The following is a 14,209-nucleotide window of genomic DNA, read 5'->3' on the forward strand; positions in this document are numbered from 1 at the left end:
TTTAAGCCGTCGGCGCGAGCGGCGCTGCCGGGGCGCGACGATAGGCCAGCCAGATCAGCAACAGCCCGCCGACAATCATCGGCACGCAGAGCACCTGACCCATGGTCAGCCAGTTCCACGCCAAGTAGCCCAACTGCGCGTCAGGCACGCGGACGAATTCGACGATGAAACGGAAGATGCCGTAGAACAGCGCGAACATGCCGGAGACCGCCATGGTCGGACGCGGTTTGCGCGAGAAGATCCACAGGATCAGGAACAGCGCCACGCCTTCGAGGGCGAACTGATACAGCTGCGACGGGTGGCGCGGCAACTGCGCCGGATCGCTGAACGGCGGGAACACCATCGCCCATGGCACGTCGGTGGCCTTGCCCCACAGCTCGGCGTTGATGAAGTTGCCGATGCGCCCGGCGCCCAGACCGATCGGCACCATCGGCGCGACGAAGTCCATCAGCTGGAAGAACGACTTGCCATTGCGCTTGCCGAACCACAGGGCCGCGAGCATCACGCCGATGAATCCGCCGTGGAACGACATGCCGCCCTTCCACACTTCGAAAATCAGCGTCGGGTTGGCCAGGTACGCGCTCAGATCATAGAACAGCACGTAACCCAGACGGCCGCCGACGATCACGCCCATCGATAGCCAGAACACCAGATCGGAGAGTTTCTCCTTGGTCCAGGTCGGGTCGAAGCGGTTGAGCCGGCGCGACGCCAACAGCCACGCGCCGCCGATGCCGATCAGGTACATCAGACCGTACCAGTGGATTTTCAGCGGACCGATGGCCAGGGCCACCGGGTCGATCTGCGGGTAAGGCAGCATTGCGACTCCTTGTTAGGGTTGAAAGCGAAATTCCCGGGCGACGCTGCCACCTCAGGATTAAGCCAGGATTGCCACGCGGTCAGAGCAGAAAGCTCAAACCCACGCAGAACAGCAAAGCGGCGAACAGCCTTTTCAGCAAGCGCGGCGACAACCTGTGTGCCAGACGCGCGCCGAGCCGGGCGAAGACCATGCTGGTCAGGGCGATGCCCAACAATGCCGGCAAATACACAAAACCGAGACTATGGGCCGGCAACAACGGATCGTGCCACCCCAGAATCATGAAACTTGCTGCACTGGCCAGAGCGATCGGCAGGCCACAGGCCGACGAGGTCGCCACCGCCTGCTGCATCGGCACGCTGCGCCAGGTCAGAAACGGCACGGTCAGCGAGCCGCCACCGATGCCGAAAATCGCCGAGGCCCAGCCAATCACCGTACCGGCGGCAGTCAGACCGAGTTTGCCCGGCACCGTTCGGCTGGCCTTGGGTTTGACGTCCAGCGCCAGTTGCACGGCGATCACCAGAGCGAACACGCCGATGATCTTTTGCAGGTTCGGCCCGGAGATAGCTTCTGCGGTCAGCGCCCCGAAACCGGCACCGAGCAGAATGCCCACGGTCATCCAGCGAAAAATCGCCCAGCGCACCGCGCCACGGCGGTGATGTTCACGCACGGCGTTGACCGAGGTGAATATGATCGTCGCCAGCGACGTGCCCACCGCCAAATGCGTAAGAATCGACTGATCGAAGCCCTGCAAAGTGAAGCTGAACACCAGCACCGGGACGATGATGATCCCGCCGCCGACGCCAAACAGCCCGGCGAGCACGCCCGCACAGGCGCCGAGCGCCAGGTAGAGCAGAAATTCCATGACCGTCTCCAGCACGCATCGGCAAAACAGGAGCGGCATGTTAACGGATGCGCAGCCTTCTGCTCCACTGGCGATGGATGCACGGACGCCGGATGCGTAGAGTGGGCAAAAAACACACAAGGACCACCTTATGTGCCTGATCGTTTTCGCCTGGCGCCCGGGCCATGCCCAGCCGCTGATCGTCGCGGCCAACCGCGACGAATTCTACGCCCGCCCCAGCCTGCCATTGGCGCCGTGGCCCGAGGCGCCGCATGTGCATGCCGGGCGTGATCTTGAAGCTGGCGGCACGTGGCTGGGGATCGGCGCCAACGGACGCTTCGCCGCGCTGACCAATATTCGCGATCCGCAACAGCCACCGGCGACCAAATCCCGGGGCGATCTGGTGGCGCGCTTTCTTGCTGACGATCTGTCAATTGATGATTATTTGAGCGATGTGGTGGGCCGTGCGGGCGAATACGCTGGCTTCAATCTGCTGCTGGGCAATGCCCATGAGCTGTGGCATTTCAATGCGCGGGCGTCGGAGCCGGTGATGTTGCAGCCTGGAGTTTATGGGTTATCCAACGCGGGGCTGGATACGCCGTGGCCGAAACTGCTCAAGGCCAGGGCGGCGTTGAGCGCGGTGCTGGACGATCCGCAGCCTGAGCGCTTGCTGGCCTTGCTGAGCGATGCGCAGACCGCACCCGAGGCGGAGTTGCCGGATACCGGGGTAGGCATGGCGACGGAGTCGTTGCTGTCGAGCGTGTTTATTGCCAGCCAGAGTTATGGCACGCGAGCGAGTACAGCGTTGATCGTGCGAGCGGACGGCACGCGGCGGATGGTAGAGCGCAGTTTTGGGCCGTATGGCGGGCATCTCGGGGAAGTTGAGGTTTGTGTCTAACAGCAGCCCCTCACCCCAGCCCTCTCCCGGAGGGAGAGGGGGCCGACCGAAGTGTCTTGCGGTATACATCGACCTGAAAGATCAAGTCGATTATGGATTCAGCAAAGCACTTACAGGTCGACGGAGTTCTGCAGCATCCCCAATCAGTCCCCTCTCCCTCTGGGAGAGGGGGCCGACCGAGGTGTCTTGCGGTATACATCGACCTGAAAGATCGAGTCGATTATGGATTCAGCAAAGCACTTACAGGTCGACGGAGTTCTGCAGCATCCCCCAATCAGTCCCCTCTCCCTCTGGGCGGTCCGACGTTTCGGGAGGGCTAGGGTGAGGGGCTTTTGATCTTTAGAGAGCCTTGGTCACCACCGGCGAATTCATCTTCGCCAACCCGAGATTCTTCAGCGCCAGTTGCAGCGAGCTGTGGATAACCTGCGGGTTATCGATCTTCATCAGTTCCGCCAGCATCTCCTGCGCCTTGCTCAGGTTCACCTGACGCAACATCCACTTCACCTTCGGCAGGTTGGTGGCGTTCATCGACAGGCTGTCGAAGCCCATCGCCATCAACAGCACCGCCGCCGCTGGATCCCCGGCCATCTCGCCGCAGATGCTCACCGGTTTGCCTTCGGCGTGGGCGTCAGTGACCACGGTTTGCAGAGCTTGCAGCACCGCAGGGTGCAGATAGTCGTAGAGGTCGGCGACGCGCGGGTTGTTGCGGTCTACCGCCAGCAGGTACTGGGTCAGGTCGTTGGAGCCAACCGAGAGGAAGTCGACCATCCGCGCCAGTTCCTTGGTCTGGTACACCGCTGCCGGGATTTCGATCATCACGCCGATCGGCGGCATCGGCACATCGGTGCCTTCGTCGCGCACTTCGCCCCAGGCCCGGTGGATCAGGTGCAGGGCTTCTTCGAGTTCGTGGGTGCCGGAGATCATCGGCAGCAGAATCCGCAGGTTGTTCAAGCCTTCGCTGGCCTTGAGCATCGCGCGGGTCTGCACGAGGAAGATTTCCGGGTGGTCGAGGGTGACGCGGATACCGCGCCAGCCGAGGAACGGGTTGTCTTCCTTGATCGGGAAGTACGACAGCGATTTGTCACCGCCGATGTCGAGGCTGCGCATGGTCACCGGTTGCGGATGGAACGCGGCGAGCTGCTCGCGGTAGATCGCCAGCTGTTCCTTCTCGCTCGGGAAGCGCTGGTTGATCATGAACGGCACTTCGGTGCGGTACAGACCAACCCCTTCGGCGCCACGCTTCTGCGCCCGCGCCACATCGGCGAGCAGGCCGGTATTGACCCACAGTGGCATGCGGTGGCCATCGAGGGTCACGCACGGAAGGTCGCGCAGGGTGTCGAGGCCCAGCGCCAGTTGTTTCTCTTCCTCTACGACTTCGGCGAACTGCTTGCGCAGCACTTCGCTGGGGTTGGTGTAGACCTCGCCACGGGTGCCGTCGACGATCATTTCGATGCCGTCGACCTTGGCGTACGGCAGATCGACCAGGCCCATCACCGTCGGAATGCCCATGGCCCGGGCGAGAATCGCAACGTGGGAGTTACCCGAACCGAGTACCGAGACCAGACCGACCAGCGTGCCTTCCGGCACCTCGCCGAGCATCGCCGGCGTCAGCTCTTCGCTGACCAGAATGGTTTTTTCCGGGTAGACCAGGTTCTGCTGGCGCTCTTCCTGCAGATAGGCGAGCAGACGGCGGCCAAGGTCTTTGACGTCCGAAGCGCGCTCGCGCAGGTAGGCGTCGTCCATCAGTTCGAAACGGTTGACGTGCTCAGTGACCACCTGACGCAGCGCGCCCTGAGCCCACTGCCCCGTCTTGATCACGGTGGTGATTTCGCTGCCCAGCGAGGCATCGTCGAGCATCATCAGGTAGACGTCGAACAACGCGCGCTCTTCCGGGCGCAACTGGGTCGCGAGTTTGGCGGACAAGGCGCGCATGTCGGCGCGCACGCCTTCGATGGCAGTCTTGAACAGCGCCAGCTCAGCGTTGATGTCGGTGATGGTCTTGTCCGGCACCACGTCCAGGTCCGCCGGCGGCAGCATGACCACGGCGGTACCGACGGCAGCACCCGGCGAACCCGGCACGCCGACGAATTTGGCTTCCTGAATGCCCTTGCCCTGCCGGCCCAGACCACGGATCGAACCGGTGGCCTCGGCGTGGGCGATCACGCCGGCGAGCTGCGCGCTCATGGTCACGAGGAAGGCTTCTTCACCTTCGTCGAACTGGCGGCGTTCTTTCTGCTGGATGACCAACACGCCGACGACGCGGCGGTGGTGGATGATCGGTGCACCGAGGAACGAGGCGTAACGCTCTTCACCGGTCTCGGCGAAGTAGCGATAGCGCGGGTGAACCGAAGCGTTTTCCAGGTTCAGGGGTTCTTCACGCGTGCCGACCAGACCGACCAGACCCTCGTTGGGGGCCATGCTGACCTTGCCGATCGAGCGCTTGTTCAAGCCCTCGGTGGCCATCAGGACGAAGCGATTGGTTTCCGGATCAAGCAGGTAGACCGAGCAGACCTGGCTGCCCATGGCCTCTTTGACGCGCAACACAATAATCCCCAACGCCGCCTTGAGATCCTTGGCGGAGTTAACTTCCTGGACGATCTTGCGCAGCGTATTGAGCATGGCTCGGGGTCGAACTCCGTCGTCAGTCGCGCGCTAAAAGGCGCGGGGCAAGCTCTTTGAGAGCGCGTCGATACACCTCGCGCTTGAATGTCACCACCTGGCCCAACGGATACCAATAGCTGACCCAGCGCCAGCCATCGAACTCCGGTTTACCGGTCAGATCCATCCGCACCCGCTGCTCGTTGGAGATCAGGCGCAGGAGAAACCATTTCTGTTTCTGGCCGATGCACAGCGGTTGGCTGTGGGTACGCACCAGGCGTTGCGGCAAACGATAGCGCAACCAGCCTCGGGTACAGGCCAGTATTTCAACATCTTCACGTTCCAGGCCAACTTCTTCGTTCAGCTCGCGGTACAAGGCGTCTTCCGGCGTCTCCTCGGGGTTGATCCCCCCTTGCGGAAACTGCCAGGCGTCCTGATTGATACGGCGAGCCCATAGCACCTGGCCGGCGTCATTCGTCAGAATGATCCCGACATTGGGGCGGAAACCATCGGGGTCGATCACGGCAACAACCTCGCAAACGCATGTCGCCGCATTGTTCCACAAAGCTTGATCAGGCGGCAACGAAGGTTCCTACCTTATGTGCACTCTTGTGAAAAGACCGTATTCTTGTCGCCTTTTTACTGACTTTTCAGCGGGTAACTGCAATGCGCCTGGCTTTATTCGATTTGGACAACACCCTTCTGGGCGGCGACAGCGATCACGCTTGGGGCGATTATCTGTGCGAGCGCGGCTTCCTCGACCCGATCGCCTACAAAGCGCGCAACGACGAGTTCTATCAGGATTACCTGGCCGGCAAGCTCGACAACGCCGCCTACCTGAACTTCTGCCTGGAAATTCTCGGCCGCACCGAAATGGCCGTACTCGACGCCTGGCACAGCGATTACATGCGCGACTGCATCGAGCCGATCGTGCTGCCCAAGGCACTGGAGCTGCTGAAAAAGCACCGCGATGCTGGCGACAAACTGGTGATCATCACCGCCACCAACCGTTTCGTCACCGCGCCGATCGCTGTGCGCCTGGGCGTGGAAACCCTGATTGCCACCGAATGCGAAATGATCGATGGCCGCTACAGCGGGCGCAGCACCGACATTCCATGCTTCCGTGAAGGCAAGGTCACGCGCCTGAATCGTTGGCTGGAAGAGACCGGGCATTCGCTTGAGGACAGCTATTTCTATAGCGATTCGATGAATGATCTGCCGCTGCTGGAACAGGTGGCGAATCCGGTGGCGGTGGACCCGGATCCGAATCTGCGGGCCGAGGCCGAGAAGCGTGGCTGGCCGGTGATTTCGTTGCGCGGCTGAGATTGCTATCGCTGGCTTGCCAGCGATGGGGGTCAACTCGGTCTCAAGCCTTAAACCGGCTTGGCCCCCATCAACGCCGCTATGGCGACAAACCCGACGCCGCTGACAATCGCCAGCGCCAGATTGAATGTGCGGTTGCCCACCCCGCTGGTCCACAGCCGATCCAGCCGGACCAGCAGCCAGACTGCGCTGAGCGTGGCCACGGCGTAGATCACGCTGGATCCCAGAATCCACAATTGGCCCAACGGCCAGCCAACCAGATGCACCAGCCACCAGCCGGTGAAAGGCATGCTGAGCATACCGATCAGCATCAGACACCAGATGAACAGCCAGGGACGGCGCATCGTACTGGCCGGGCCTTCGCTGCGATTTCGCCAGGTCAGGGCGGCGAGCCCCAGCCCGCTCGCGAGGATGACCACGGTCGCCGCGACGTGAAGGACTTTCAGGGTGGTCAGGGTTTCCATGTCGTTCTCTTCCGTAGATCCATGCCCATCAGCGTAGCCGCTCAGCCAAGAAACAGCTGATAGGCCGGGTTGTCGCTTTCATCCCAATACGGGTAGCCGATTTCCGCCAGTGCCGCCGGCACCAGATGACGTTCGTCATGGGGCACTTGCAGGCCGGCGACCACGCGGCCGTCCGCTGCGCCGTGGTTGCGGTAGTGAAACATCGAGATATTCCAGCGCCCGCCGAGCTTGTTGAGGAAGTTGAACAACGCGCCCGGGCGCTCCGGGAATTCGAAGCGCAGCACCACTTCATCGACCACCTGCGCCGCACGGCCGCCGACCATGTGGCGGATGTGCAGCTTGGCCAGTTCGTTGTCGGTCAGGTCGATAACCGGAAAACCCTGCTCGGTCAGGCTCGCCAGCAAGGCGCTGCGCGGATCGTTGTCCGGGTGAGTCTGCACGCCAACGAAGATGTGCGCTTCGCTGCCGGTGTTGTAGCGGTAATTGAATTCGGTGATCTGGCGCTTGCCGATGGCTTCGCAGAACGCCTTGAAGCTGCCGGCCTTTTCCGGGATGGTCACGGCGATGATCGCCTCGCGACCTTCGCCCAGTTCGGCGCGTTCGGCGACGTGGCGCAGGCGGTCGAAGTTGACGTTGGCGCCTGAGTCGATGGCGACGAAAGTCTGGCCGCTGACGCCACGCTGCTCGACGTACTTCTTGATCCCGGCCACGCCCAGCGCCCCAGCAGGCTCGGTGATCGAGCGGGTATCGTCGTAGATATCCTTGATTGCTGCGCAGATCTCGTCGGTGCTGACAGTAATCACTTCATCGACGTAATCCTTGCAGATCTCAAAGGTGTACTGGCCGATCTGCGCCACCGCCACGCCGTCGGCGAAGATGCCCACGGTCGGCAGAACCACGCGCTCGCCCGCTGCCATCGCTGCTTGCAGGCAATTGGAATCGTCCGGTTCGACGCCGATCACTTTTATGTCCGGGCGCAGATACTTCACGTAAGCCGCGATACCGGCGATCAGGCCGCCGCCGCCGACCGGGACGAAAATCGCATCCAGCGGCTGCGGGTGCTGACGCAGGATTTCCATCGCCACGGTGCCCTGCCCGGCAATGGTGTGCGGATCGTCGTACGGGTGGATGTAGACGTAGCCTTTTTCATCGACCAGTTTCAGCGAGTAGGCCAGCGCTTCCGGAAACGAGTCACCGTGCAGCACCACTTTGCCGCCGCGCGAACGCACGCCTTCGACCTTGATTTCCGGGGTGGTCTTGGGCATGACGATGGTGGCTTTGACGCCCAACACTTTCGCCGCCAGGGCCAGACCCTGCGCATGATTGCCCGCCGACGCGGTGACCACGCCTCGGGCGCGCTCTTCGTCGCTCAGCTGGGTCAGCTTGTTGTAGGCGCCGCGAATCTTGAACGAGAACACCGGCTGCAAGTCTTCACGCTTGAGCCAGATGTCGTTGCCCAGCCGCTCGGAGAGCTGGCGGGCGTTCTGCAGCGGGGTTTCTACGGCAACGTCATAAACGCGCGAGGTGAGGATCTTTTTGACGTACTGTTCGAGCATCGGAAAGCATCACTGGCGATTGGGCGGGACCAGCGAGTCTAACCCGCCTTTTGCCGAGGCGACCACACTAAACAGGTGGTTTTAAGGTCTGGAAACCCATTCTTGAGTGAGCACTGTCGTGGCGAGGGGATTTATCCCCGCTGGAGTGCGAAGCGCTCCCCTGCATTTTTTCAGTTACACCGCGTTCCAAGGTTTTATGACGACTGCGCTGCCGAACGGGATAAATCCCCTCACCACAGCTTGTTTCCCCCTGTACCACCGCGAGGCCTATAATGCCGGCCTTTCTGCCCAACCCTTGCCCGCTTCCGGAGCCCGCATGACCCAGGATCAACTCAAACAGGCCGTGGCCCAGGCCGCCGTCGACTTCATCCTGCCGAAACTCGACGACAAGAGCATCGTCGGCGTCGGCACCGGCTCCACCGCCAATTGCTTCATCGATGCACTGGCCCAGCACAAGGGCGCGTTCGATGGCGCGGTCGCCAGCTCCGAAGCCACCGCCGCGCGCCTCAAGGGCCACGGCATTCCGGTGTATGAGCTGAACACGGTCAGCGATCTGGAGTTCTACGTCGACGGCGCCGATGAAAGCGATGCGCACCTGAACCTGATCAAGGGCGGCGGCGCCGCTCTGACCCGCGAGAAGATTGTCGCCGCTGTGGCCAAGACCTTCATCTGCATCGCCGACGCCAGCAAACTGGTGCCGGTACTCGGCGAGTTCCCGCTGCCGGTGGAAGTAATCCCGATGGCCCGCAGCCACGTAGCCCGCCAACTGGTCAAACTCGGTGGCGACCCGGTGTACCGCGAAGGCGTGTTGACCGACAACGGCAACATCATCCTCGACGTGTTCAACCTGCAGATCACCAACCCGGTGGAGCTGGAAGCGCAGATCAATGCCATCGTCGGCGTGGTCACCAACGGCCTGTTCGCCGCGCGCCCGGCGGATCTGCTGTTGCTGGGCACCAGTGAAGGCGTGAAAACCCTGAAGGCTGAGTAACAGACTGCCCGAATCATGGGCAGACAAATAAACCTGTGGGAGCGAGCCTGCTCGCGAATGCGCCTGTTCAGCCAACATCTTCATTGACTGGCCAACCGCACTCGCGAGCAGGCTCGCTCCCACAGTGTTTTGTGGTGTTGGTCAGTTTTGTGTGGGCTTCTTGAAGACGTAGAACAGATTCGGCTCGCTCACCAGGTACAACGTGCCGTCATCATCCATCGCAATTCCCTCCGCCTGCGGCACGGTTTTCTGCAAACCCTGACGCCCGCCGCTGATCGACATGGTGCTCAAGGGGCGCCCGTCGACATCCAGCTCGATAATCAACCGCGACTCGTCCGACAGTGCCAGCAAGTGCCCGCTGCGTTCGTCGTACTGCAGACTCGACAGATCACGCACGAACATCCCGGCATCGCGCTTGGGGTTGTTGATCACGTGCACCGCGTAGGTCTTGTCCGGTTTGAAGTGCGGAAAACCGTGGACCTCGTAGATCAGCATCGGGTCGCGTTCTTTGGCCACGAACAGCCGCTTGCCCACTGAATCGTAAGCCAGCCCTTCGAAACCCTTGTTGCCGGACATGTGCACGCCGAGGGTCATTTGCTCGGCATCCTCGGCATCGAGAAAAGTGGTGTCGGCCTCGAGGTGGATCTTGATCAGCCGTTGCTGACGCTCGTCGGTGATCACGTAGGTGTCGGCGCTGATGTACTCGACGGCTTCCGGATCGCCAAACCCCACCAGAGCGATGCGCCGCAGAATCTTGCCTTCCAGGGACAATTCGACCAGTTCGGAATTCTTGTTGGTCACGGTGAACAGGCTTTTACGCACCGGATCGTAGGTCAGCGCCGAGACGTCATCGTCGAGCCCGTCGATCGGCCGCGCTTCGATGGTCACCCGATATTGATCCAGGCCGATCGCCTCGCTGCTCACCGGTTGCCACAGCGTGTGCAGGTTGAACCAGGCGCGCTCGAACAGGCGCAGGTATTGGCCGATCGCGATCAACGCGATCAGGACAATCATCAACAGGACGAGGATCAGCGGTTTGGGGCGGGCAAGTCGACGCATTCAGGCAGGCTCGGATTCATGACAGGCCGATGAAATATCACGCCTGTCTGAACTGAAGCTTAATGGCCACTTGCCCCAGACCACAAGCCAACCCGTGTAGGAGCTGCCGAAGGCTGCGATCTCTTGATCTTGCTTTTGAAAGGCAACATCAAAAGATCGCAGCCTGCGGCGGCTCCTACAGGGAAAGCATTACCGATGTTTTTCGAATCGGTAGAACAGGTTCGGTTCGCTGACCATGTACAGCGTGCCTTCCTCATCCATGGTCATGCCTTCGGCGCGGGGGATGGTGTCTTTCAGACCGTTGAAATTGCCGAGCAATGTCATGAAGCTGACTTGCTTGCCGGCTTCGTCCAGTTCCAGCAACAGGTGCGAATCGGCGGACAACACCAGCAGATGGCCAGTGCGCGGATCGACAGCCAGCGCCGACAGGTTGCGCAGATCCAGCTGATCGCTGGCCAGTTTCTGCTTGTCGCCCTGCAGGGTCTGGCCGCCATCGCTTTTCCACGCGAACAGCGCCGGGAGGCGTTCCTCCCCCAGAATAAGTCGCTGATTGCGCGGATCCCACGTGATGGCCTCAAAAGCCTTGTTCTGATCTTTCGACGGCCCGAGGTCGTATTTGGGGAAATCGGCGATGTTCAGCTCACGAGTCGCGGCATCGACCTTGACGATCGACAGCGTATGCTCACGCTCATCGACAATGGCCAGCAAACCGTTTTCCATGACCGTCAAGCCTTCCGGATTACTCCAGCCCACCAACGGCATCTTGCGCAACACGTCGCCCTGAAGCGTCAGCTCGACCAGAAAGGCATTCTTGCCCATCACCGCAAACAGGGTCCTGGTCTGCGGGTTGTAGGCCAGATCCGAAGCTTCGTCCTTCTCCATGCCCGGCAGCGGCTTGGCATCGATCACCACCTGATAGTCCGGCAGCCACACGCTCTCCTTCTGCTCGGCCTTGCTCTCGAAGCGCTCCAGCACCCACAGCACGCCGCGATCATCCCAATGCATGGCGAACGCCAGCCCATAGGCTGCGGCGATGACCAGCAACAGCCAGACATACCAGCGCAGGACGAAGCGCGAACGGAAGGGGGATTTCTGCTGAGTTGAAGATGCCATCAAGGGATGCGTTCCGTTAATTCAGGCCAAGGGTAATAGCACAAAGAGGCCGGCTGAGACGCCAGAATCGCGGGAATTATCCAGAGAGGATGTGAAAAAAACGGGAAATGGCGGGATTGCCGTGTGCATTTGCCAGCAGCAACACATTACAGATATGGAATGGCCCTTGTGGCGAGGGGATTCAGCGAAACGTCGCACCGCCCCGTTGGACTGCGCAGCAGGCCCCTCTTTAAGATCAAGAGGGGCCCGCTTCGCGCGCCAACGGGGCGGTGCGACGTTTCGCTAAACCCTCTCACCACAAAGCTCACCCCCTACAAGGGGTTCTGCGGTTAGCGCACGCTGCTGCTGAAGCTGCTCGCCCCCGGCAGTTCGAGGACGATTTCATCGCCGACGTTCAGCGGGCCGACGCCCACTGGCGTGCCGGTGAGGATCACGTCGCCGGCCTGCAGCGAGAAGCAGCCGGCCATGTGCTGGATCATCGGCACGATAGGGTTGAGCATCGCGCTGCTGTTGCCGTCCTGGCGCACTTCGCCGTTGATGGTCAGGCGGATGCCGATGTCGGTCAGGTCAGCGAAGGTGCTGCCGACCACGAACGGCGCGATCACCGCCGCGCCGTCGAACGACTTGGCGATTTCCCACGGCAGGCCCTTGGCTTTCAGCTCGGCCTGCTTGTCGCGCAGGGTCAGGTCCAGCGCCGGGGCGAAGCCGGAGATCGCATCGAGGACTTCTTCACGGCTTGGCTTGGTCGACAGCGGCTTGCCGATCAACACGGCGATTTCCGCTTCGTAGTGCACCGAACCACGCTCGGTCGGAATGCTGAACCCGCCTTCCAGCGGCACCACGCAACTGCCCGGCTTGATGAACAGCAGCGGCTCGGTCGGCACCGGATTGTCCAGTTCCTTGGCGTGTTCGGCGTAATTGCGGCCAATGCACACGACTTTCCCGATCGGGAAGTGAATGCGCGTGCCGTCGACGTACTGGTGCTGATAGCTCATTTACCGACTCCTGCCTTTATTGATTCAACAGAGATTACCGATCAAACCGGGAAAATCTTGCCCGGGTTCATGATGCCGTTCGGGTCGAACACTGCCTTGACCGCTTTCATGTACTCGATCTCGGCCGGCGAGCGGCTGTAGGTCAGGTAATCACGCTTGGTCATACCGACGCCGTGCTCGGCCGAGATCGAGCCGTTGTACTTCTCGACGGTTTCGAACACCCACTTGTTGACGGTGGCGCACTTGGCGAAGAACTCGTCCTTGCTCAGGTTTTCCGGCTTGAGGATGTTCAGGTGCAGATTGCCGTCGCCGATGTGGCCGAACCAGACGATTTCGAAATCCGGGTAGTGCTCGCCAACGATCGCGTCGATTTCGCGCAGGAACGCCGGCACTTTCGAGACGGTAACCGAGATGTCGTTCTTGTACGGCGTCCAGTGGGAGATGGTTTCGGAGATGTACTCGCGCAGCTTCCACAGATTGTGCAGCTGGGTTTCGCTCTGGCTCATCACGCCGTCGAGCACCCAGCCCTGTTCTACGCAGTGTTCGAAGGTCTCCAGCGCGCTGTTGGCCACTTCTTCGGTGGTCGCTTCGAATTCCAGCAGGGCGTAGAACGGGCACTCGGTCTCGAATGGCGCCGGCACGTCACCACGGCCCATGACCTTGGCCAAGGCCTTGTCGGAGAAGAATTCGAACGCCGTCAGGTCGAGTTTGCCTTGGAAGGCGTGCAGCACCGGCATGATCGAATCGAAATCGGCGGTGCCGAGGACCATGGCGGTGAGGTTTTTCGGCGCGCGATCGAGGCGCATGGTCGCTTCGACAACGAAACCGAGGGTGCCTTCGGCACCGATGAACAGCTGACGCAGGTCGTAACCGGTGGCGTTCTTGATCAGGTCCTTGTTCAGTTCCAGCACGTCGCCCTTGCCGGTGACGACTTTCATGCCGGCCACCCAGTTGCGGGTCATGCCATAGCGAATCACTTTGATCCCGCCGGCGTTGGTGCCGATATTGCCGCCAATCTGGCTGGAACCCGCCGAGGCGAAGTCGACCGGATAGTACAGGCCGTTTTCCTCGGCGACGTTCTGCAGATGCTCAGTGACCACACCCGGCTGGCACACGGCGGTGCGATCGGTGAGGTTGACGTCGAGAATCTGGTTCATGTAATCGAACGAAACCACCACTTCGCCATTGGCCGCCACTGCTGCGGCGGACAGCCCGGTGCGCCCGCCGGATGGCACCAGCGCAATTTTGTGGGAATTGGCCCAACGCACCACGGCCTGCACTTGCTCGATGGTCTTGGGAAACACGATGGCGCTCGGCGCCGGCGCGAAATGCTTGGTCCAATCCTTGCCGTAAGTGTTCAGGGAGTCGGCGTCAGTGAGGACTTTGCCAGGCTCAACCAGGGTCTTCAGTTCATCAATCAGCGCAGGATTGGTCATCGACAGAACTCTCGAACAATTCATGGTCATCCTGAGAACGCTTCACGTCGCAGGAATGAGTGTTTAGCGGGGTGGCTATGCTAGCATACCGACCCCGCAGGACAGTGCCCAAGGCCAG

General features: G+C 61.2%; 13 protein-coding genes. 3 read left to right on the plus strand and 10 right to left on the minus strand.

Annotated features, from left to right (window positions below; genetic code table 11):
* Position 1: 1 nt before the first annotated feature.
* The gene (gene lgt, locus V8J63_RS00750) at positions 2-817 is read right to left on the minus strand and encodes a prolipoprotein diacylglyceryl transferase (protein WP_016772683.1); all 816 of its coding nucleotides are present in this window, start codon (positions 815-817) and stop codon (positions 2-4) included.
* A 79-nt stretch (positions 818-896) separates the two neighbouring features.
* A complete protein-coding gene (locus V8J63_RS00755; RefSeq protein WP_016772682.1) occupies positions 897-1,679 on the minus strand; it encodes a sulfite exporter TauE/SafE family protein in 783 nt (260 codons plus the stop codon).
* 130 nt (positions 1,680-1,809) lie between these two features.
* On the opposite strand from V8J63_RS00755, the gene V8J63_RS00760 reads away from it, so the two are divergent.
* Positions 1,810-2,556, plus strand: a complete 747-nt coding sequence (locus V8J63_RS00760; RefSeq protein ID WP_336463440.1) for an NRDE family protein — start codon at positions 1,810-1,812, stop codon at positions 2,554-2,556.
* 339 nt (positions 2,557-2,895) lie between these two features.
* On the opposite strand, the gene ptsP is transcribed toward V8J63_RS00760, so the two are convergent.
* Entirely contained in the window at positions 2,896-5,175 is a 2,280-nt protein-coding gene (gene ptsP, locus V8J63_RS00765; protein WP_024014698.1) for a phosphoenolpyruvate--protein phosphotransferase, read from the minus strand.
* 22 nt (positions 5,176-5,197) lie between these two features.
* Positions 5,198-5,677 (minus strand): RNA pyrophosphohydrolase, encoded by a 480-nt coding sequence (locus V8J63_RS00770; protein WP_003229203.1) that lies wholly within the window; start codon positions 5,675-5,677, stop codon positions 5,198-5,200.
* Between the two features lie 143 nt (positions 5,678-5,820).
* Here V8J63_RS00770 and V8J63_RS00775 point away from each other — a divergent pair, with 143 nt between their 5' ends.
* Positions 5,821-6,477: an HAD family hydrolase gene (locus tag V8J63_RS00775; protein ID WP_281879727.1), complete on the plus strand. Its 657-nt coding sequence runs from the start codon at positions 5,821-5,823 to the stop codon at positions 6,475-6,477.
* 50 nt (positions 6,478-6,527) lie between these two features.
* Here V8J63_RS00775 and V8J63_RS00780 read toward each other — a convergent pair whose 3' ends face one another.
* Together V8J63_RS00780 and ilvA are read right to left on the minus strand one after the other, a co-directional pair.
* A complete protein-coding gene (locus V8J63_RS00780; RefSeq protein ID WP_024014701.1) occupies positions 6,528-6,941 on the minus strand; it encodes a DUF2269 family protein in 414 nt (137 codons plus the stop codon).
* A gap of 41 nt (positions 6,942-6,982) precedes the next feature.
* Positions 6,983-8,497 (minus strand): threonine ammonia-lyase, biosynthetic, encoded by a 1,515-nt coding sequence (gene ilvA / locus V8J63_RS00785; protein WP_071172186.1) that lies wholly within the window; start codon positions 8,495-8,497, stop codon positions 6,983-6,985.
* Positions 8,498-8,813: 316 nt separating this feature from the next.
* Here ilvA and rpiA point away from each other — a divergent pair, with 316 nt between their 5' ends.
* On the plus strand, positions 8,814-9,488 hold the full coding sequence (gene rpiA / locus V8J63_RS00790) for a ribose-5-phosphate isomerase RpiA (protein ID WP_007913886.1): 675 nt from the start codon (positions 8,814-8,816) through the stop codon (positions 9,486-9,488).
* A gap of 141 nt (positions 9,489-9,629) precedes the next feature.
* Here the strand turns inward: rpiA and V8J63_RS00795 are convergent, their stop codons facing one another.
* From V8J63_RS00795 to V8J63_RS00810, 4 genes are all read right to left on the minus strand, one after another.
* Complete coding sequence (locus tag V8J63_RS00795; RefSeq protein WP_130889107.1) at positions 9,630-10,547, minus strand: SdiA-regulated domain-containing protein; 918 nt, start codon at positions 10,545-10,547, stop codon at positions 9,630-9,632.
* A 189-nt stretch (positions 10,548-10,736) separates the two neighbouring features.
* Positions 10,737-11,660, minus strand: a complete 924-nt coding sequence (locus V8J63_RS00800) for an SdiA-regulated domain-containing protein (RefSeq protein WP_336463441.1) — start codon at positions 11,658-11,660, stop codon at positions 10,737-10,739.
* Between the two features lie 329 nt (positions 11,661-11,989).
* Complete coding sequence (locus tag V8J63_RS00805; RefSeq protein ID WP_024014705.1) at positions 11,990-12,655, minus strand: fumarylacetoacetate hydrolase family protein; 666 nt, start codon at positions 12,653-12,655, stop codon at positions 11,990-11,992.
* A 41-nt stretch (positions 12,656-12,696) separates the two neighbouring features.
* Entirely contained in the window at positions 12,697-14,091 is a 1,395-nt protein-coding gene (locus tag V8J63_RS00810; RefSeq protein ID WP_125925410.1) for an FAD-binding oxidoreductase, read from the minus strand.
* Positions 14,092-14,209: the final 118 nt, after the last annotated feature.

Origin of the sequence: Pseudomonas sp. CCNWLW23 (genome assembly GCF_037095675.1) — a bacterium.
Taxonomy (GTDB): Bacteria; Pseudomonadota; Gammaproteobacteria; order Pseudomonadales; family Pseudomonadaceae; genus Aquipseudomonas; species Aquipseudomonas atacamensis.